Below are 20206 nucleotides of genomic sequence, written 5' to 3'. Positions count from 1 at the left end.
ACCTCCTATGTATGTATCCTTAAGTGTACCAAAAGTGGAAGGATGATAAGTTGCCTATTAAAAAGAAATTGATCAAAACAATTAAGAATGAAGCAATATTCCAAAGAGCCAATGATCTTCCGTACAGCTCCTTGCTAACACGTAAGTATAAATAAATGCTATAGGCAATCAGTACACCGAAAGAGCCAATGACCTTAGCATCTAACCAAAACATCTCAGGAATTTTCAAGTATGCCCATTGAATTCCTAAAATGACTGCTAGCATTAGCATAGGCACACCAATGACATTTAAAACATATGACATATGCTCAAGTTTTGATAAATCCGTAATTCGTAACAGCCTAGCTCCCCACTTCTTTTTCTTTAGTAAATTGTACTGAATCAAATAAAGAAAAGAGAAAACAAAAGAAAGAGAGAAAGCTCCATAAGAAAGAATCGCAAGTGTTATGTGAATCAACAAAAGCTCTGAGATGAGTTGTTCGGCCATCACATGAGATTCAAATTGCACTGGAGCAAACGTATGGATAGCTAGAATAATGAACCCTAAAACATTTGTGAAGAATACAATGAAATCAACACGAAGTAACCGATTGATTCCTAATGATAAAGTAATTAACACCCAAGCATAAAAATAGAGCCCTTCAAATATGGTAAGTACCGGGAAACGTCCGGTTTTTAACATGTACAAAAATAAAAACATCGTTTGAAGTAACCACACAAATGCAAGTAACCAGAAGGCAACACGATTTGCCTTCCGGTTATGGTGTAAGAAATCAATAAAATATAAGAGCACGCAGAAAGCATACAGGACAACGGTCAGCTCATGCAGCCTCGTCATATAGTAGTCAAACATTCGCTTCTCCTCTTTTATGATTGAAAGGAAGGCTGTTGGTTTGTTACAATCACTCGATTGGGCTCCGCTTCTCTCAGAACTTGTTGCTCTTTTACAAGTTCATCAATGTTAAAGATTTTCACAAACAAATCTAACGCTTGTTCTGAATCTTTTCGAGCGGCTAATTCCTTTGCTTGAAGGATTGGGTCCTTTAGCATTTGATTAATAATACTTTTCGTATGTTTATTTAATACTTTAAAATCACGGTCAGACAGATGAGGAAGCTTTCGTTCTAAGCTTTCCATTGTACCGGACTGAATCGTAAGTGCTTTTTCACGTAAAGCAGAAATAATAGGGACAACCCCTAGTAAATTTAGCCATTGTTTAAAGTCAACGATTTCTTCTTCAATCATCATCATAATTTGTGCAGCTGCACGTTTTCGTTCTTGAAGGTTCGCTTCAACGATTCCCTCCAAATCATCTATATCATATAAGAAGACACTCTCAAGCTCAGCTAATGCTGGATCCAAATCACGTGGAACCGCAATATCAACCATGAATAAAGGCTTTCCTTTACGCATCTTTTCTACTTGAGTCATCATATCCTTTGTAATAACAAATTCTTTTGCACCCGTTGAACTTATTAAAATATCTGCATCAATTAAAGAACACTGAAGCTCTTCTAGCGTTTTAGCTTCACCTTCGAAACGTTCAGCTAAATTTTGAGCCTTTTCATACGTGCGATTAATCACAGTTACCTTGCTAGCTCCGTTTGCATGTAGATGCTGTATGGCAAGTTCCCCCATCTTACCTGCACCAAGAATTAACACATGCTTTTTATTTAAAGAACCAAAGATTTTCTTCGCTAGTTCAACCGCTGCATAACTTATCGATACCGCATTCGCACCAATATCTGTCTCTGAATGTGCTTTTTTAGCTAAGGTTATTGCTTGCTTGAAAAGCTGGTTAAACACTGTACCAACTGCTACATTTTCCTGAGCTAATAAAAAGCTTGTACGAACTTGACCAAGAATTTGTGTCTCGCCTAATACCATTGAGTTCAATCCGCATGTTACACTAAATAGGTGTTCCATTGCACCGTCATGTTCGTATATAAATAAATATGGTGAAAATTCGCTTTGCTCAATCGAAAACCATTCTGAAAGAAATTCTTTTATATAATATCTGCCAGTGTGTAGTTGATCAACAACCGCATAAATTTCTGTTCGGTTACATGTTGAGACAATCACATTCTCTAACACACTCTTTTTTTCTTTAAGAGCGTTCATTGCTTCCCCTAACTGTTCAGGGTTAAATGTCAAACGCTCACGAATTTCAACAGGGGCAGTTTTATAATTAAGACCGATCACTAATATATGCATACAGAAATACACCCCCCAGAATATTTGCATGTTTGCTGTAGTCATTATACCATGTTCCATTTTTGTAGATTAAAATGAAATTGGACTATATTTGAATAAAATGTGAACAAAAATTAATCAACTGTGATGCAAATATGCTATTATAATTAATTGGTAAACCTTGCTTGCTCGTCATTTTACGACAAGCCTCCATATGTACAGTAACAAAAATTAGAATGATTATCAAGTAATCCTTACTGGAAGTGGTGCTAATGAAAAATCAACGAATCTTTCCTGGAATCATCCTTATTGGTTTTGGTGTTTATTTCTTTTTACAACAGGCAGACATCTCTCTTTTCCAACAGTTTTACACATGGCCAACATTGCTAGTAATCGTTGGAATCTCCTTTCTCTCTCAAGGGTATGGGGCAAAGGATTACGAAGCCATCTTGCCTGGTGTCATACTTACAGGCTTTGGTCTTCATTTCCATATTATTAACCATTTTCAATTATGGCCAAATCAAATTGGAACGTTTATCCTCATTATTGCCCTTGGATTCTTACTACGTTACCAGAAGGTCCGATCGGGACTCTTCCAAGGAATATTATTTCTTGTACTCGCGTTATTGCTTTTATTTTACGATAAAATCACCTCATGGCTCGGTATTCTCGAAAACACGGTATCGATTGCTTGGAAGTCTTGGCCGGTAGTGTTGGTAATAATCGGCTTTTATTTACTCTTTATTCGAAAAAAATAACTACCAAAAAAACCGTCAGACACTTTATTCTGACGGTTTTACACTACATATAGCTTTCAATCGTTGCCCACGCTTTATCTTTTCCTTCTCCTGTTTCAGAAGAAAACTGAATAATCGTATCATGCGGGTGTAATTCAAGCTTTTCTTTTGTGATTTTCAAATGCTGTGCTCTTTTTGTTTTAGAAATTTTATCAGCCTTTGTGGCAATCACAATGCATGGAATTTCGTAATGCTTTAAGAAATCATACATCATAATATCATCTGCTGTTGGAGGGTGACGTAAATCAACAATTAATAACACGGCCTTAAGTTGCTCTCTCGTCGTTAAATACGTTTCAAGCATTTTCCCCCATGCTTCCCGTTCCTTTTTTGAAACCTTTGCATAGCCGTATCCTGGTACATCAACAAAATGAAGGACTTCATTAACGATATAAAAGTTCAGTGTTTGTGTTTTACCAGGCTTTGATGAAATTCTTGCTAATCCTTTTCGATTGAGCATTTTGTTAATAAATGATGATTTCCCTACATTGGAACGACCAGCTAGCGCAAATTCAGGGATTGGTTCAACTGGGTACTGATCTGGCTTAACTGCACTAATGACGATTTCAGAGCTTGTTACTTTCATTGATCGGCACCGCCAGTCAAAGCATGCTCTAACACTTGGTCAAGATGTGACACGAGAACAAACTGTAATTCTTCACGAACACTTTCAGGAATATCATCAATATCTCTTTCGTTATCCTTTGGACAAATGATTTTAGTTAATCCCGCTCGATGAGCACTTAAAGATTTCTCTTTTAAGCCCCCTATTGGTAGCACTCGGCCACGTAACGTAATTTCACCTGTCATACCAACTTCTTTACGGATGGCACGCCCTGTGAGAGCTGAGACCAAAGCCGTTGCCATTGTAATTCCGGCAGAAGGTCCGTCCTTCGGAACCGCTCCTTCTGGGACATGGATATGGATATCATTTTTCTCATGAAAGTCTGGATCAATTCCAAGTTCCTCAGCTTTCGAACGAATATAACTAAATGCTGCTTGAGCAGACTCCTTCATCACGTCGCCAAGCTTACCTGTTAGTATGAGCTTCCCTTTTCCCGGAGACAACGACACCTCGATTTGAAGAGTATCTCCACCCACTGTTGTATAAGCAAGGCCAGTTGCTACGCCTACTTGATCCTCAAGTTCTGCTTGACCATAACGAAAGGTTGGCTTTCCTAAAAATTCGTCTACATTTTTTTCAGAAACGATGACTTTTTTCTTTTCGCCAGAAACGATAATCTTAGCTGTTTTTCTGCAAATGGTCGCTAACTGTCGTTCAAGACTTCTTACACCAGCTTCTCTTGTGTAGTAACGGACAATTTTCTGGATGCCATCTTCTCGAATTTGTAACTGAGCTTTCGTTAAACCATGCTCCTTTGTTTGTTTCGGTAGCAAGTGATCCTTTGCAATATGAATTTTCTCAAGCTCTGTATACCCAGCAATCGTAATAATTTCCATCCGATCTCTAAGCGGACCAGGAATGGTTGCCAAATTATTCGCAGTAGCAATAAACATTACTTTGGACAAGTCATATGTTTCCTCGATATAGTGATCACTGAAGTTATGATTCTGTTCCGGATCAAGTACCTCAAGCATAGCAGCTGATGGATCACCACGGAAATCACTTGACATCTTATCAATTTCATCGAGTAGGAAGACAGGGTTGATCGTTCCTGCTTTTTTCATCCCTTGGATAATTCTACCAGGCATAGCCCCTACATACGTACGTCTGTGTCCTCTAATTTCGGACTCATCTCTTACCCCACCAAGAGAAATTCTCACAAAATTTCTATTTAATGATGTCGCAATCGAACGAGCTAAACTTGTTTTTCCGACGCCCGGAGGCCCAGCTAAACAAAGAATAGGCCCTTTCAATGAGTTCGTCATTTGTTGAACAGCTAAGTATTCAAGAACCCTTTCCTTCACTTTTTCAAGGCCGTAGTGGTCATTATTTAATACTTTTTCCGCCTTATGAATATCTAGGTCATCTTCCGTTGCCTTAGACCAAGGAATCGCCAAAAGCCATTCGATATAGTTACGGATAACCGCACTTTCTGCAGAGCTCGATGGAACTTTTTCATATCTTTCTAGCTCCTTCATGGCTGTTGCTTTTACATGCTCTGGCATCCCAGCTTGTTCGATTTTTTCAGTAAGATCACTCACTTCACCCGTCTTACCTTCCTTATCACCAAGCTCTTTTTGAATGGCCTTCATCTGTTCACGCAAGTAATATTCTTTTTGCGTACGCTCCATAGATTTTTTTACTCTTTGACCAATCTTTTTCTCTAGGTTCAATACTTCTTTTTCATTGTGAATGATGTCTACGATCTTCTGGATTCTTTCCTTAACATCGAGCGTTTCTAGAATCTCCTGCTTTTCCTTTAGTTTTAAAGGAAGATGTGAGGAAATAATGTCAGCCATTCTACCTGGTTCCTCTATATCCGTGACTGTTGAGAAGGTTTCTGCCGAGATTTTCTTAGACATCTTTATGTACTGCTCAAAATAATCAAGCATTGTTCGCATTAACGCTTGTGATTCCGCATCTTTTTCAACTGGGTCCTCGTATGTTTTTATTTCAACAGAATAGTGATCGTCTTCTTCAAAAAAAGTAACAATCTCTGCTCGCTTTAAGCCTTCAACAAGTACTCGAATCGTACCGTTTGGAAGCTTGAGCATTTGCTTGACCTTCGTAAGTGTTCCCATCTTATACAAGTCATCTTCAAGAGGTTCGTCAATCGAAACTTCCTTCTGTGTTGTTAAAAAGATTAAACTGTCATCTACCATTGCCTTCTCGAGAGCCTGAACTGATTTTTCTCTTCCGACATCCAAGTGTAAAACCATTGTCGGATAAACAAGTAAACCTCGAAGTGGCAGGAGGGGGACAATGATTTCTGTCTTTTTCGCCATTACCTTGCACCTCCAAATGCTTTCTTTCCCTCTTTATAAAGGAATTCTTTGTACAATTCTATCGTATTTAACCTGTAGTGTCTAATTACAAGCAATAATCTTAATCCTATGGCGAAAGCGTTGGCTTCCAACAAAAAACCCCGGCTCCTTAAAACTGCAAACCGAAGTTCTATTTTACATTCCATTAAATACTTTCTTTTTTTGATATTTGCATAGATGCTGTGATTACTTCTTCATTTGCGTATTCCTTTAATAGTGCATGTTCGAACACCTCAGACAAATGGCTAACTGGGATGATCTCAATATCCTTAATCTCGTAAAGCATTGATTGGATATTCTCTTTAGGAATAATGACTTTACTAGCTCCAGCTTTTTTCGCAGCTTTTACCTTAGGATATACTCCACCAATCGGCTTTACATTTCCATGAATGCTAATTTCACCCGTCATAGCAACCGTATGGTCAATTGGATGCTTGTAAATAGCTGAGTAAATACCTGTTGCCATCGCAATCCCTGCAGATGGTCCATCAATCGGAACTCCACCTGGAAAGTTGACGTGAATATCAAATTCATCAGCTGGAACTCCCATCGAACGAAGTACAGTTATAACATTCTCTATTGAACCTTTTGCCATACTTTTTCTTCTTATTGATTTTCCTTGCCCACCTATGCTCTCTTCCTCAACTATGCCTGTAATATTTATGGAACCTTTTTCTTTTGTAGGAATAACCGTTACTTCTATTTCAAGTAATGCTCCCGAGTTTGGCCCATATACAGCTAAGCCATTTACAAGTCCAATGGTAGAGGAGGACATAATTTTTTGTTCCATTCTTGGTGTTAATTGACTGGATTGAATTACCCATTCAATGTCTTCATCTCTTATAAAATCTCTGTCCTCAGTAATCGCAAGCCCCGCAGATATTTGGATCATATTTACTGCCTCTCGACCATTTCTAGCATATGATGCAAGTGTATCTATACCTTTTTTACCAATTTTCAACTTTACTTTTTCTGCTGCCTTTTCTGCAATGGAAGAGATTTCTTCCCTACTTAACTCCCTGAAAAACACTTCCATACATCTAGAGCGAATTGCTGGTGGAATCTCACTTGGTGTTCTCGTTGTAGCACCAATCAATCGAAAATCTGCTGGTAATCCATTTTTAAATATATCATGTATATGCGTCGGTATTTGCGTATTCTCCTCACTATAATAAGCACTCTCTAAAAATACTTTACGATCTTCTAGTACTTTTAAAAGCTTGTTCATTTGAATCGAATGAAGTTCACCGATTTCATCAATGAATAGTACACCACCATGCGCATTTGTTACTGCACCTTGCTTTGGTTGCGGAATTCCAGCTTGTCCCATTGCTCCTGCACCCTGATAAATAGGGTCATGAACAGATCCGATAAGAGGATCAGCAATCCCTCTCTCATCAAACCTAGCTGTCGTTGCATCTAACTCAATAAATACAGAAGAAGATTGGAATGGAGATTTGGCATTTTTCTTTGCTTCCTCTAAAACAAGTCGAGCAGCAGCCGTTTTTCCTACTCCAGGTGGTCCATAAATGATCACATGTTGAGGATTCGGACCACATAGTGCAGCTTTTAACGATTTGATTCCGTCCTCTTGACCAACAATATCATCAAAAGTACTCGGTCTCACACGCTCTGAAAGTGGCTCGGTTAATGAAATGGATCTCATTTTTCTTAATTGGTCCATTTCTTTTTTTGATTCCCTATCAATGGACACCTTTTGTGTCCGTTGACTTCTTAATAAGTTCCAAAAATAGAGTCCAATAACGATGCCAAAAAACAACTGAATAAATAAGGCAATACCCGTCCAACTCATTGCATTCCCTCCTGCACTTTTCGTAGTAGTTATAAGCTAGTATCTCCTTCTGCAGAGGGGAATAAACAAAGATTGATGTATTTTACTTTTGAGAGCAAAAAAGAACCGTAGTCATTGCTACGGTTCTTCTTTATATTATGCAGATGTTTTGCGTTCTTCTTCAAGAATACTTCCATCTTTAAGGATTAATTTTGGTACACCGTTATCAACTACGGTCTCTTTCGTAATGATACACTTGGTAATATCTTCTCTTGAAGGAAGATCAAACATTACGTCAAGCATAATTCCTTCAATGATCGAACGAAGTCCACGAGCACCCGTTTTACGTTCAATTGCTTTTTTCGCGATTTCCTTTAGAGCATCTTCTTCAAAGTCTAGCTCTACATCGTCTAGTTCAAGCATTTTTTGGTATTGTTTTACGAGAGCATTTTTCGGCTTCGTTAAAATTTCGATTAATGCGTCTTCATCTAACGGTGATAGACTCGCAATAACTGGAAGACGACCAATAAATTCAGGAATTAATCCGAAGCGTAAAAGGTCTTCTGGCAATACCTTAGAAAGTAGATCTTTATCTTCTACTTCTTTCTTTTTCACATCTGATCCAAAACCGATTACCTTTTGACCCAGACGTCTTTTAATAATTGGTTCGATACCATCAAATGCTCCACCACATATAAATAAAATGTTAGTAGTATCAATTTGTATGAATTCTTGATGTGGATGCTTTCTACCGCCTTGAGGAGGTACACTTGCCACTGTTCCTTCAAGGATTTTTAGTAGAGCTTGCTGAACTCCTTCACCAGAAACATCTCTAGTAATGGATGGATTTTCAGATTTGCGAGCAATCTTATCGATTTCATCAATATAGATGATTCCTTTTTCAGCCTTTTCAACATCATAGTCTGCTGCTTGAATAAGCTTTAGTAGAATATTTTCAACATCTTCACCTACGTAACCAGCCTCAGTAAGAGATGTGGCATCAGCAATAGCAAAAGGAACATTTAAAATTCTTGCTAATGTTTGTGCAAGAAGCGTTTTTCCACTACCTGTAGGTCCGATCATTGCTATATTACTTTTTGAAAGCTCAACTTCATCAATTTTGCTGTTTGAATTGATACGCTTATAATGGTTATAAACAGCAACCGATAAGTTCTTCTTTGCTTGATCCTGACCAATTACGTACTCATCTAAAATATCGCGGATCTCCTTTGGCTTCGGAACATCCTTAAATTCTACTTCCTCTTCAGTTCCCAGTTCTTCTTCCACAATTTCAGTACATAATTCGATACACTCGTCACATATATACACACCTGGACCTGCAACTAGTTTTCGAACTTGGTCTTGTGTTTTACCACAGAAGGAACACTTTAATTGTCCTTTTTCATCATTAAATTTAAACAATTTCTTCACCCCTTGAAAAGCGTCTAAAACACATAATTTGCTGCAGATATCATTGTTTTATCTTTACGTACAAGTATTCTTTATTCAATTGTTATCAATAGTTATGTATTGCATTGTATCACATTTACTAGGTGGACAGGAAATGATAACTCTTGAAAAGGAAAACATTTTCATATCTGCAAAAGTAAATAAATATGTACTAGTTAATCTTAACCATAAATTCTAAAGTTAAATCGGAAGTTTTTACTAAATCTTTAAAAACTTCATTTTCTGTATTAGTTATGTATATGTCATGATACCTGATTTTATAAGTATGTAAATTGTATAAAACAAGGCACGATTCAATCGCGCCTTGTTCATTTTTTATGATATGATTTAAACAGTTTTGCTGTTTTCTACTAGGAATTCAACAGCTTTTCTTACTTTAAGGTCACCCTTAATTCCATCTACATTTCCTAATGCAGCTTTAATGTTGTCAACAGTCATATTATACATTTCAGCCATTTTAGTTAATTCTGCATCTACATCTTCTTCTGATACTTCAAGATTTTCTGCAGCCGCAATTGCCTCAAGAGTTAGGCTTACACGTACACGCTTTTCGCCTTCTTCTTTCATTTGCTCACGCAGAGCATTTTCATCTTGGCCAGAGAACTGGAAGTATAATTCAAGGTTCATACCTTGCATTTGTAAACGTTGTTCGAATTCTTGCATCATGCGATCAACTTCCGTATCGATCATAACAGCTGGAAGATCAATCTCAGCATTTGCAGCTGCCTTGTCAACAACTGTGTCACGTACGTGATGCTCAGCTTCATGCTTTTTAGAATCTACTAAACGATTCTTAATCTTCTCTTTTAACGCTTCAAGTGTTTCAACTTCTTCATCCACATCTTTTGCAAACTCATCATCAAGCTCAGGAAGTTCTTTTCCTTTTACTTCATGGATTTTCACTTTGAATACTGCAGGCTTACCAGCAAGCTCAGTAGCATGGTATTCTTCTGGGAAAGAAACTTCTACATCTTTTTCTTCTCCAGCAGCTAGACCAACTAATTGCTCTTCGAAACCAGGAATAAATTGACCTGAACCTAACTCAAGTGAGTAGTTCTCAGCTTTTCCGCCTTCAAAAGCTTCACCATCAACGAAACCTTCAAAGTCCATTACTACTGTATCTCCATTTTCAGCTTTGCCTTCTTCTTTTACTACAAGCTCAGCTTGACGTTCTTGAAGAGTTTTTAACTCGTTAGCAACATCCTCGTCAGTAACTTCTGTTTCAACTTTTTCTACTTCAAGTCCTTTGTATTCCCCAAGCTTTACTTCAGGCTTAACTGTAACAGTTGCCTTGAAGATAAAGCTCTTGCCTTTTTCAATTTGCTCTACATCGATTTCAGGGCGATCAACTGGATCAATACCTGATTCTTCAACTGCGTTTGCATACGCTTCTGGAAGAAGAATATCAATTGCATCTTGATATAAAGACTCAATTCCAAAACGCTTTTCAAACATTGCACGAGGCATTTTCCCTTTACGGAAACCAGGTACATTAACTTTTGTTACTACTTTTTTGAATGCAGCGTCTAATCCTTCATTAACCTTTGCTGCATCTACTTCAACTGTAAGAACCCCTTGGTTCCCTTCTAGTTTTTCAAACTTCACAGACATACGAACTTTCCCTCCAAAATCTATTTACATTTTCATTCGTTACTTAATTTAGATGAATATGTAAGCTTGTTTTTAATATACAGTTATTACAACCACTACATTATAACATAGGTTGCATTCGTTTCAACATCCTAGACTAAATAATAGGATAAGAAAATTCTTCAATTTCTTGTATATATCGTAATAATGTTTCAATATCTTGTTGTGATGACTGATAAACATCACTCATTTCCTCAATCGTATAGTCCTGTGCGAAAAACATCAAAACTAGTATATGATAAGCGGCAGCAAGTGCTCTCATATCACTCGTAGGGTAATGAAATGGGTACAATATAAATAGATGTCGGTCTATTAAACTAATGGCTTGTTCGAGTAACGTGGGATTCTCTTGTTCAAGTTGTTCCGCTAAAATCTTTGAAACCTCTATCTTTTGTGGATGCTCCCTCAAATCGTAAAGCTCCTTAGGGGTTACCTCCATAGACGAACTTAGCTTAGTCACCGTAACTTGGTCATGATATTGATGTTCTTTAAGTACATGTAAGAGCATCGTTTTAATAAAAGGTTGGCCATCACTAGACTGAAGATAGTTTCGTATTTCCCCTAGGACAGGTTGAATATTTTGATGTGCAAGGTTAGCCACTTGTAACAATAGCTCCTTTTCATCCTTTGGATCGAATAAATTTAACGATTGGGGAGCGACTTCCTTTTCATATTCAGGTTCTATTAACTGTTCTTCTTCTTTTGCATCAACCATTCTTCTACTAAAATCGAGCAGTCTTTTAAAATGGTCGTATTTTTCAACTGGAACTTCATGTTCCTCAAATAGAACCTCTATGGTATGTACGACACGATTGTATTCTTGTAGCTGAACAAGAACCATTATAAGCATATCCACCGTTTGGAAATACTCTCCTATACCTACCCTGAGCATTTCTTCAGTATATTCTTTTGCCTTTTCATATGCACCGGATTCATAATAAGCCAGAACTAAAGCAAACCAAATATCACTGTTTTCCGGATCATGTTTTTTTGCTTCTTCAAAATATGGCAATGCTTCTCTAAATTGCTTTCTTTGAATAAAATCTAACCCTTTTTCGAAAAGCCTCTTTTCTAAATGGGGGAAAAACACTACGTTTCCGTCTTTACGAGCCCGTTCCCTTTTTTTCATCTACCATACCCCTTATTCTTAACCTGAGGTAAGTTTAGCAGAATCTACTATAAAAACAAAATAATAAATGGCCACAGCTAGTGCTGTGACCATTCATTTACTTTGTTAACAATGCTCTGTTGTTTTCATAGTTATTAATTTGCTCGTCTAATTGAAGGGTAATTTCAATCTCGTCCCAGCCATTGATCAGCATTTTTTTCCAATAAGAAGAAACCTCGAAAGACTCTGAAAGACCTTCAGCATCACTTATTGTTTGGTTTTCTAGATCAATTTTTAATTTATAACTTGGATTTTTCCCTTTTTCTAATAACACCTTCACTTTTTCTTCATCTAATGCAATGGGAAGCATCCCGTTTTTCAGGCAGTTTTGGTGAAAGATATCAGCAAATGATGGTGCGATAACTACTTTAAAGCCATAATCTAACAGGGCCCATGGAGCATGCTCTCTTGATGATCCACATCCAAAGTTTTCATTCGCAATAAGAATGGAAGCATTTTTCTTGGACGGGTGATTCAATTCAAACTCAGGGTTATCAGAGCCATCACTGTTATATCTCCAGTCGAAAAATAAATATTTTCCAAATCCTGTTTTCTCAATTCTTTTTAAAAATTGCTTTGGGATAATTTGATCCGTATCTACATGTGCACGATCTAGTGCAACGGCTTCGCCTTCAAAAATAGTAAACATTATTTTTCCTCCCTCCTTATCGTACTTCTGCAGGAGTTAATTTTCTAATATCAACAAAATGACCATAAAGTGCTGCTGCTGCTGCCATTGCCGGACTAACAAGGTGAGTTCGAGCTCCCGCTCCTTGTCTGCCTTCAAAATTACGATTAGAAGTAGAAGCACAGTGTTCTCCAGGTGGAACGACGTCATCGTTCATACTTAAGCACATACTACAACCTGATTCTCTCCACTCAAACCCAGCATCAATAAAGATTTGATGTAAACCTTCCTCTTCAGCTCGCAGCTTGACTCCTTGAGATCCTGGAACCACTAGTGCACGTACACTAGGATGTACCTTCTGTCCCTTTACAACTTCTGCTGCTTTACGGATATCTTCAATTCTTGAATTTGTACAAGACCCAATAAAGACATGCTGAATCTTAATGTCTTCGATTTTTTGCCCTTGATTTAGGCCCATATACTGTAATGCTCTTTCAAGTGAGCTCTTGTCAATGTCTGTCTCGTAATCTGCAATTGTTGGAATAGCGTCTTCTATTTTAGCTGTCATTGCTGGATTTGTCCCCCAGCTAACCATAGGTGAAATATCAGAACCATCAATTACAATTTCTCGATCAAATCTTGCGTCATGATCAGATGTAAAAGCACTCCAATGCTCTACATATCTATCGAACTCTTCTTTTGACGGTGCAAATTTTCTTCCTTTTAGATACGAGAATGTCGTTTCATCTGGAGCTACTAACCCTGCTCTAGCTCCACCTTCAATGGACATATTACAAATGGTCATTCTTTCTTCCATTGAGAGGCTTTCAATTACATCTCCGCAATACTCTATAACATAACCTGTTCCAAACTGAACGCCATATTTCGAAAGGACATAAAGAATAACATCCTTCGCTGTAACCCCGCTTGAAAGTTTTCCGTTAATTTCAAGCCTTAAAGTTTTCGGCTTTGATTGCCAAAGAGTTTGTGTGGCAAGAACATGCTCCACTTCGCTTGTACCAATTCCGAATGCTAGTGCACCAAACGCACCATGTGTAGAAGTATGACTATCTCCACAAACAATAGTCATTCCAGGCTGAGTTAACCCTAGCTCTGGGCCGATAACATGGACGATCCCTTGGTCAGGGCTATCTAAATCAGCTAAAGGAACACCAAATTCATGACAATTTTTTTCAAGTGTCGTCATTTGATTCTTTGCCACCGCATCGTTGATTTGCTTTCTATTTACAGTTGGCACATTGTGATCCATCGTAGCAAAAGTTCGATCCGGACGACGAACCTTTCTACCTTTCATTCTTAGTCCTGAAAATGCTTGTGGAGAAGTAACTTCATGAACTAAATGTAAATCAATGTAGAGTAAGTCTGGTTTCCCTTCTTCTTTCTGTACAACATGGTAATCCCAAATCTTTTCAATTATTGATTTCCCCATCATTATACCTCCTTTTTAAAAGAGACACGGCGCGATAGGCCGTGTCGTTTAGATATTCATTGTTAGCCAGAATTTATGCGTATGCACCCATAATACTTGAAATCGTTTCATGGCCTAAAATACATGCTTTTACTTCTGCTACCATTTCTGACGTAGACACCGCTCTTTTTCCTTCTGATAAAATATCTTTTGTACGCAATCCAGCATGTAATACTTCATCAACCGCTTTTTCAACAGCAGCTGCTTCTTCTTCAAGACCAAACGTTACTCTAAGCATCATTGCAGCTGAAAGAATAGCCGCTAAAGGATTCGCAATATTTTTCCCTTCAATATCAGGAGCAGACCCATGAATTGGTTCATATAAGTACGGTCCATTTTCAGATAAACTAGCTGATGGAAGCATTCCTAGAGATCCCGTTAATACAGAAGCTTCATCGCTTAAAATGTCCCCAAATAAATTCTCAGTAACAACAACATCAAAACTCTTTGGATTTTTAATTAATTGCATCGCTGCATTATCTACAAGCATATGCTCAAGTTTTACCGCTGGATAGCGTTTTGCCACTTCCTCAGCTACTTCTCTCCACATTCTGCTTGATTCTAAAACATTCGCTTTATCAACAGATGTAACCTTCTTGCCTCGTTTGTCCGCTAGTTGGAAGGCTAATTCAATAACTCTAACCATTTCGTCACGTTTATAAAAAAGAGTATCAACCACTGCCTCTTTCTCATCCACAGTTCGACGCTCACTCGGCTTACCAAAATATAATCCACCTGTTAATTCACGAACCATTAGCATATCAACATCTTGAATAATTTCTTTGCGAAGGGGTGATGAATCAGCTAGACTCGCGTAAAAAGTAGTTGGGCGCAAGTTCGCATAAAGGTCAAGTTCTTTACGAATCTTAAGTAATCCTCTCTCTGGACGAAGATGTACAGGCAAAGCATCGTACTTTGGTCCCCCGACCGCACCTAAAAGTACAGCATCACTTTGCTTACATAGTTCAACTGTCTCATCTGGAAGTGGACTCCCTGTTACTTCATAAGCTACTCCACCAATATGTCCATACGTAAATTCAAATTGATGACCAAATCTATCACCAATAGCCTGCAGTACATCCACCGCACCTTTAGTTACTTCTTTGCCAATTCCGTCTCCGGGTAGCACTGCAATCTGCTTCTTCATCTTGTTTCCCCTCCATTAAAATGTACATGTATTAAACGGTCACTGCAGCCATGTATATTACACGATTCACCGCATTTAAGTATGCTTTGGCTGATGCTTCAAGAACATCTTGAGCCAATCCTCGACCGCTTGTTTCTTCTCCATTAAATTTAAGCTTTACAAACACTTGGGCTAATGCATCTCTACCCGCTCCAACAGACTGGATTCGGTAGTCAAGTAAATGGACACTGCCATTCACGCATTTTTCCAACGTATTATATAATGCTTCAATGCTGCCACTTCCCGTACAAGCCTCTTGAATGATCTCATTTTGATTTCCTGACAAAGTCACGGTAGCTGTAGGTATTTGATTCGTTCCATATTGTACTTGGATCGCCAGTAGCTCGTAAAAACGCTCATCCTTAGATAACTTTTGCTCAAGTACAATTGCTGCAAGGTCTTCATCTGTCATCTCTTTTTTCCTATCAGCTAGTTCTTTAAAGACAGTAAATAATTGAGTGACATCCTCATCTGCAACTGTTAACCCAAGTTCATCTAATCGATTTCTAAAAGCGTGTCTTCCTGAGTGCTTTCCAAGAACTAATGTGTTAGATTGGAAGCCAACTAGTTCTGGAGAAATAATCTCATACGTTGACTTTTCCTTTAAAACACCATCCTGATGAATTCCAGATTCATGAGCATAGGCATTTCTACCAACAACTGCTTTATTAGCTGGTACAACCATACCAGTTAACTTGCTAATTAAACTACTTGTTCGGCTAATTTCTTTCAATTGTAGTCTTGTGTCCGCATCATAATAATCTTTGCGTATATGAAGAGCTACTGCTAATTCTTCTAGTGCTGCATTCCCAGCTCTTTCACCAATTCCATTGATCGTTCCCTCGACCTGTGTCGCCCCATTTTCAACTGCAGCTAGTGAATTAGCAATAGCCATTCCTAAATCATCATGACAGTGAGCCGATAACGAGACTTTATGAATAGAAGGAACATTGTTGTGCAAATATTGAAAAATTTCACCGTACTCTTTTGGAGTAATGTAACCAACCGTATCAGGAATGTTAATGACATTCGCACCTGCTTGGATCACTTCTTCAATAATTCGAGCTAAGAAAGGCAACTCCGTACGACATGCATCCTCAGCTGACCACTGAATAACAGGAAACTTCTGTGCAGCGTATTTCACCATTTGAACAGCTCTCTCAACAACCTCATCTTGACTTAACTTCAATTTATATTGTCTGTGAATGGGAGATGTAGCAATGAAGACGTGTAATCTTGGTTCTACCCCGTTCTTCAATGCCTCCCACGCTGCGTCAATATCAGAAGTAACTGCTCTTGCTAACCCCGTCACAGAGCAGTCTTTAATTGTATTAGCAATTTGCTGTACTGAAGTAAAATCACCTTTAGAAGCAGCTGGAAAACCTGCTTCGATAATATCGACATGAAGTTTTTCCAGCTGTCTAGCAATTTCGAGCTTTTCTGTTTGGTTTAAATTTACTCCCGCAGATTGCTCCCCATCCCTCAATGTTGTATCAAATATTTTAATTCGTCGCACTAACGACCACTTCTTTCTTTTTGTCCTTATTGACAAAAGGCATCATAGCACGTAACTCGCGACCAACTTTTTCGATTAAATGACTATTTTCTCTTTGAACGATTGCGTTGAATTCTGGACGATTCGCTTGGTTTTCAAGGATCCAGCCTTTAGCGAATTTACCTTCCTGAATGTCTTTTAGAACCTCTTTCATTGATTCTTTTACGCGAGCGTCAACTACTCTTGGTCCACTTACGAAGTCTCCCCATTGTGCAGTATCAGAGATGGAGTAACGCATATTTTCCATTCCACCTTCGTACATTAAGTCAACGATTAGCTTCAATTCGTGTAAGCACTCGAAGTAAGCAAGTTCAGGTTGGTAACCTGCTTCAACCAATGTTTCGAAACCAGCCTTAACTAATGAAGTTAATCCTCCACAAAGAACTGCTTGCTCTCCGAATAAATCTGTTTCAGTTTCTTCTTTAAATGTTGTTTCTAAAGCACCAGCTCTTAGAGATCCAATTGCCCAAGCATATGCTAAAGCAAGCTCTTTCGCTGTACCTGTTACATCTTGATAGATTGCAAATAATGCAGGTACTCCAGCTTCTTGCTCGTATGTTCTTCTTACTAGGTGACCTGGGCCTTTAGGAGCTACTAATAATACATCGCTTGTAGCTGGTGGTACGATTTGGCTAAAGTGAACATTGAAACCGTGAGCAAACATTAATGCTTGATTTGATAAATTTGGTTCAATCTCTTCCTTATATACTTTTGGTTGCATTTCATCTGGTAATAAAATCATAACTACATCTGCTTGAGCTGTTGCTTCGCCTACTGGATATACATTGAAACCATCTTTTTCAGCCTTTTCCCAAGACTTTCCTTGTCTTAATCCAATAACAACATCAACACCGCTCTCTCTCATGTTTTGTGCATGAGCATGACCTTGTGAACCGTATCCGATAACTGCTACCTTTTTCCCATTTAGATATGATTGATTTGCGTCTCCGTTATAGTACATTTTTGCCATTTTTATTTCTTCCTCTCATTAGTAAGTTTTTTAGTTTAAACAATTGAATATGGTTTTATCGCTTGAGAAGGTTTTTGTGTCCCTCTTAGGAAAGCGGTTGTCCCTGTTCTTGCCAATTCTTTAATTCCATATGGCTTAATTAATTCGATAAACGCTTCGACTTTATCTGATTCACCAGTAAGCTGAATAACCAAGCTGTCCTTGCTTACGTCAATAACCGATGCTCGAAACGGCTGTATTAAGGAATAAATCTCATTTCTCGTCGAAGAGTTTGATACTACTTTAATCAATGCTAGTTCTCTTGCGACAATAGATTGCTCTGTAATATCCATCACCTTGATTACGTCGATTTGCTTATTTAACTGTTTCGTTATTTGTTCAAGCACACCATCATTATCAACATGAACAACACAAGTGATGCGAGACATTCCTTCCTGCTCTGAATATCCTACAGAAATGCTTTCGATATTATAATTTCTTTTTGAAAAGAGATTCGTAATACGATTTAACACACCTGGGCGATTCATTACTGTTAAAGTTATAATTCTTTTCATGGTTTGACACCTACCATTTCATGATGTCCTTTACCAGGAGCGATCATTGGATAGACATTTTCGTCTGGATCAATGCGAATATCTAGTAATACTGGCTCATTATTTGTTAGTACTTCATTAAAAATTGTTTCAGCTTGTGCTTCATCTTCAATGAGATACCCTTTGATTCCAAAGGCATCAGCCAACTTTACGAAATCAGGTTGGCTAGAGAATTTACTGTGAGAGAAACGAGATTCATAGAATATCTCTTGCCACTGTCTTACCATTCCTAACGAAGAGTTGTTAAGGATGATAATTTTAATAGGAAGATTTTGTTCTCTTATAACAGCCAATTCTTGCGTACACATTTGGAATCCACCATCTCCTGAGATCGATAACACAATCGATTCTGGTGACGCCAATTGTGCACCGATGCTAGCAGGTAAACCAAAGCCCATTGTTCCAAGTCCACCTGAAGTTACCCAACGGTTTGCCTTAGAAAACTTATAGTATTGTGCAGCCCACATCTGGTGTTGACCAACGTCTGTTACGACAATCGCTTCACCTTTTGTTTTCTCATAAAGCATTTCCATCACTTTTTGTGGCTTTAAGCGATCATCTTCTTTATAAAAATAAGGGTACTCTTTCTTCCAAGCATTTAGCGTGTCCAACCATTCTTGGTGAACCGGAGGCTTACCTTCTTGAGAGATTAGCTGCTTTAATGCTTCTTTTGCATCCGCTACAACCGGGATATGTGTTTGAACATTTTTACCGATTTCTGCAGGATCAATATCAATATGAGCAACGGTAGCGTTTGGAGCAAAATGTTGCAGGTTTCCTGTTAGGCGGTCATCAAACCTAGCTCCAATATTGATGAGTAAATCACATTCATATAGTGCCATATTTGCGGTATAGCACCCATGCATCCCTGCAAGTCCAGCGAATAAAGGATGTTCAGCAGGAAAGCCTCCAAGTCCTAACAGCGTGTGCACGACTGGAAGACTTTGTTGCTCAGCGTATTGCTTCAACTCTTCATAACCTTCTGAAAAGAGAATTCCTGCACCTGCTAGAATAACTGGCTTCTTCGCTCTACTGACAGCTTCGGTTAGCTTTCTAATCTGAAGATAATTCGGTTGAACAGTTGGCTGATAACCTGGTAGAACAATTTCTTGCTCTTCAGGAACATTTGCCGTACCAGCAGCAATATCTTTAGGAATATCGATTAATACTGGTCCTGGGCGTCCGCTTGTGGCCACGTAGAATGCCTCTTTCACAATTCTAGGAATATCTTCGATGCTACGAACCTGATAATTATATTTAGTTATGGGAGTCGTAATCCCCAGTATATCCGCCTCTTGGAAAGCATCTGTTCCGATCACTCCGGTTGCCACCTGCCCTGTAAAGACAACTAACGGTAAGGAGTCCATCATCGCATCAGCTAACCCAGTAATAATATTTGTTGCACCTGGTCCTGATGTTGCGATTACAACACCCGGTTTTCCTGTTACTCGAGAATAACCTTCTGCTGCATGAATCCCACCTTGTTCATGGCGAGGGAGTATGTGTAGAATCTTAGAATCATAGAGCTTATCGTAAATTGGGAGAACTGCCCCTCCGGGATATCCAAATATTACCTCTACTTGCTCCTTCTTTAGTGCTTCAAGCATTAATTCTGCACCACTAATCGGTTCGTTTTCAGCCTTCATTTTCGTAAAGGCAGTTTCTTGCAACATTTGTTGACCCTCCCTATTTCAAATCTTGTTAGATAATCTAACAAATTAACATTATAAAAAGCCTCCCCATCCCCTACTTTGCCTACTACACCC

16 protein-coding genes are annotated in these 20206 nt (G+C 38.4%); 1 reads left to right on the top strand and 15 read right to left on the bottom strand.

Features of this window, described 5'->3' with window-relative positions; genetic code table 11:
- Positions 1 to 19: 19 nt before the first annotated feature.
- Together M3175_RS01250 and hemA are read right to left on the bottom strand one after the other, a co-directional pair.
- Positions 20 to 853, bottom strand: coding sequence for a cytochrome C assembly family protein (locus tag M3175_RS01250; protein ID WP_119709290.1), 834 nt, complete (start codon positions 851 to 853; stop codon positions 20 to 22).
- A gap of 14 nt (positions 854 to 867) precedes the next feature.
- A complete protein-coding gene (hemA, locus tag M3175_RS01245) occupies positions 868 to 2214 on the bottom strand; it encodes a glutamyl-tRNA reductase (protein ID WP_251513750.1) in 1347 nt (448 codons plus the stop codon).
- Positions 2215 to 2465: 251 nt separating this feature from the next.
- Between hemA and M3175_RS01240 the strand changes: the two genes are divergently transcribed.
- Entirely contained in the window at positions 2466 to 2951 is a 486-nt protein-coding gene (locus M3175_RS01240; protein ID WP_251513748.1) for a LiaI-LiaF-like domain-containing protein, read from the top strand.
- 43 nt (positions 2952 to 2994) lie between these two features.
- Here the strand turns inward: M3175_RS01240 and yihA are convergent, their stop codons facing one another.
- From yihA to ilvB, 13 genes are all read right to left on the bottom strand, one after another.
- On the bottom strand, positions 2995 to 3576 hold the full coding sequence (gene yihA / locus M3175_RS01235; RefSeq protein WP_251513746.1) for a ribosome biogenesis GTP-binding protein YihA/YsxC: 582 nt from the start codon (positions 3574 to 3576) through the stop codon (positions 2995 to 2997).
- A complete protein-coding gene (lon, locus tag M3175_RS01230) occupies positions 3573 to 5900 on the bottom strand; it encodes an endopeptidase La (RefSeq protein ID WP_251513744.1) in 2328 nt (775 codons plus the stop codon). Before lon ends, yihA begins: the two co-directional genes overlap by 4 nt.
- 184 nt (positions 5901 to 6084) lie before the next feature.
- A complete protein-coding gene (gene lonB, locus M3175_RS01225) occupies positions 6085 to 7752 on the bottom strand; it encodes an ATP-dependent protease LonB (RefSeq protein ID WP_251513742.1) in 1668 nt (555 codons plus the stop codon).
- 135 nt (positions 7753 to 7887) lie between these two features.
- Positions 7888 to 9153, bottom strand: a complete 1266-nt coding sequence (clpX, locus tag M3175_RS01220; protein WP_251513740.1) for an ATP-dependent protease ATP-binding subunit ClpX — start codon at positions 9151 to 9153, stop codon at positions 7888 to 7890.
- Positions 9154 to 9528: 375 nt separating this feature from the next.
- Positions 9529 to 10812 carry a trigger factor gene (gene tig / locus M3175_RS01215; RefSeq protein WP_251513738.1) on the bottom strand — a complete coding sequence of 428 codons (1284 nt, stop codon included), beginning with the start codon at positions 10810 to 10812 and terminating at the stop codon, positions 9529 to 9531.
- Positions 10813 to 10948: 136 nt separating this feature from the next.
- Entirely contained in the window at positions 10949 to 11980 is a 1032-nt protein-coding gene (locus M3175_RS01210; RefSeq protein WP_251513737.1) for a tetratricopeptide repeat protein, read from the bottom strand.
- Between the two features lie 97 nt (positions 11981 to 12077).
- Positions 12078 to 12668 carry a 3-isopropylmalate dehydratase small subunit gene (leuD, locus tag M3175_RS01205; protein WP_251513735.1) on the bottom strand — a complete coding sequence of 197 codons (591 nt, stop codon included), beginning with the start codon at positions 12666 to 12668 and terminating at the stop codon, positions 12078 to 12080.
- 16 nt (positions 12669 to 12684) lie between these two features.
- Positions 12685 to 14097, bottom strand: coding sequence for a 3-isopropylmalate dehydratase large subunit (leuC, locus tag M3175_RS01200; RefSeq protein WP_251513734.1), 1413 nt, complete (start codon positions 14095 to 14097; stop codon positions 12685 to 12687).
- 73 nt (positions 14098 to 14170) lie between these two features.
- On the bottom strand, positions 14171 to 15283 hold the full coding sequence (gene leuB / locus M3175_RS01195; RefSeq protein WP_251513732.1) for a 3-isopropylmalate dehydrogenase: 1113 nt from the start codon (positions 15281 to 15283) through the stop codon (positions 14171 to 14173).
- Between the two features lie 31 nt (positions 15284 to 15314).
- Entirely contained in the window at positions 15315 to 16838 is a 1524-nt protein-coding gene (locus M3175_RS01190; protein WP_251513730.1) for a 2-isopropylmalate synthase, read from the bottom strand.
- Complete coding sequence (gene ilvC / locus M3175_RS01185) at positions 16825 to 17847, bottom strand: ketol-acid reductoisomerase (RefSeq protein ID WP_251513728.1); 1023 nt, start codon at positions 17845 to 17847, stop codon at positions 16825 to 16827. The genes M3175_RS01190 and ilvC overlap by 14 nt, the downstream gene beginning before the upstream one ends.
- A gap of 35 nt (positions 17848 to 17882) precedes the next feature.
- Positions 17883 to 18401 (bottom strand): acetolactate synthase small subunit, encoded by a 519-nt coding sequence (gene ilvN, locus M3175_RS01180; RefSeq protein WP_251513726.1) that lies wholly within the window; start codon positions 18399 to 18401, stop codon positions 17883 to 17885.
- Entirely contained in the window at positions 18398 to 20113 is a 1716-nt protein-coding gene (ilvB, locus tag M3175_RS01175) for an acetolactate synthase large subunit (RefSeq protein ID WP_251513724.1), read from the bottom strand. The genes ilvN and ilvB overlap by 4 nt, the downstream gene beginning before the upstream one ends.
- Between the last annotated feature and the right edge of the window lie 93 nt (positions 20114 to 20206).

It is taken from the genome of Robertmurraya korlensis (genome assembly GCF_023715225.1).
Classification (GTDB): Bacteria; Bacillota; Bacilli; order Bacillales; family Cytobacillaceae; genus Robertmurraya_A.
Note: the sequence above shows the minus strand (reverse complement) of the source record. Positions and strands in the feature narration are given on the sequence as shown.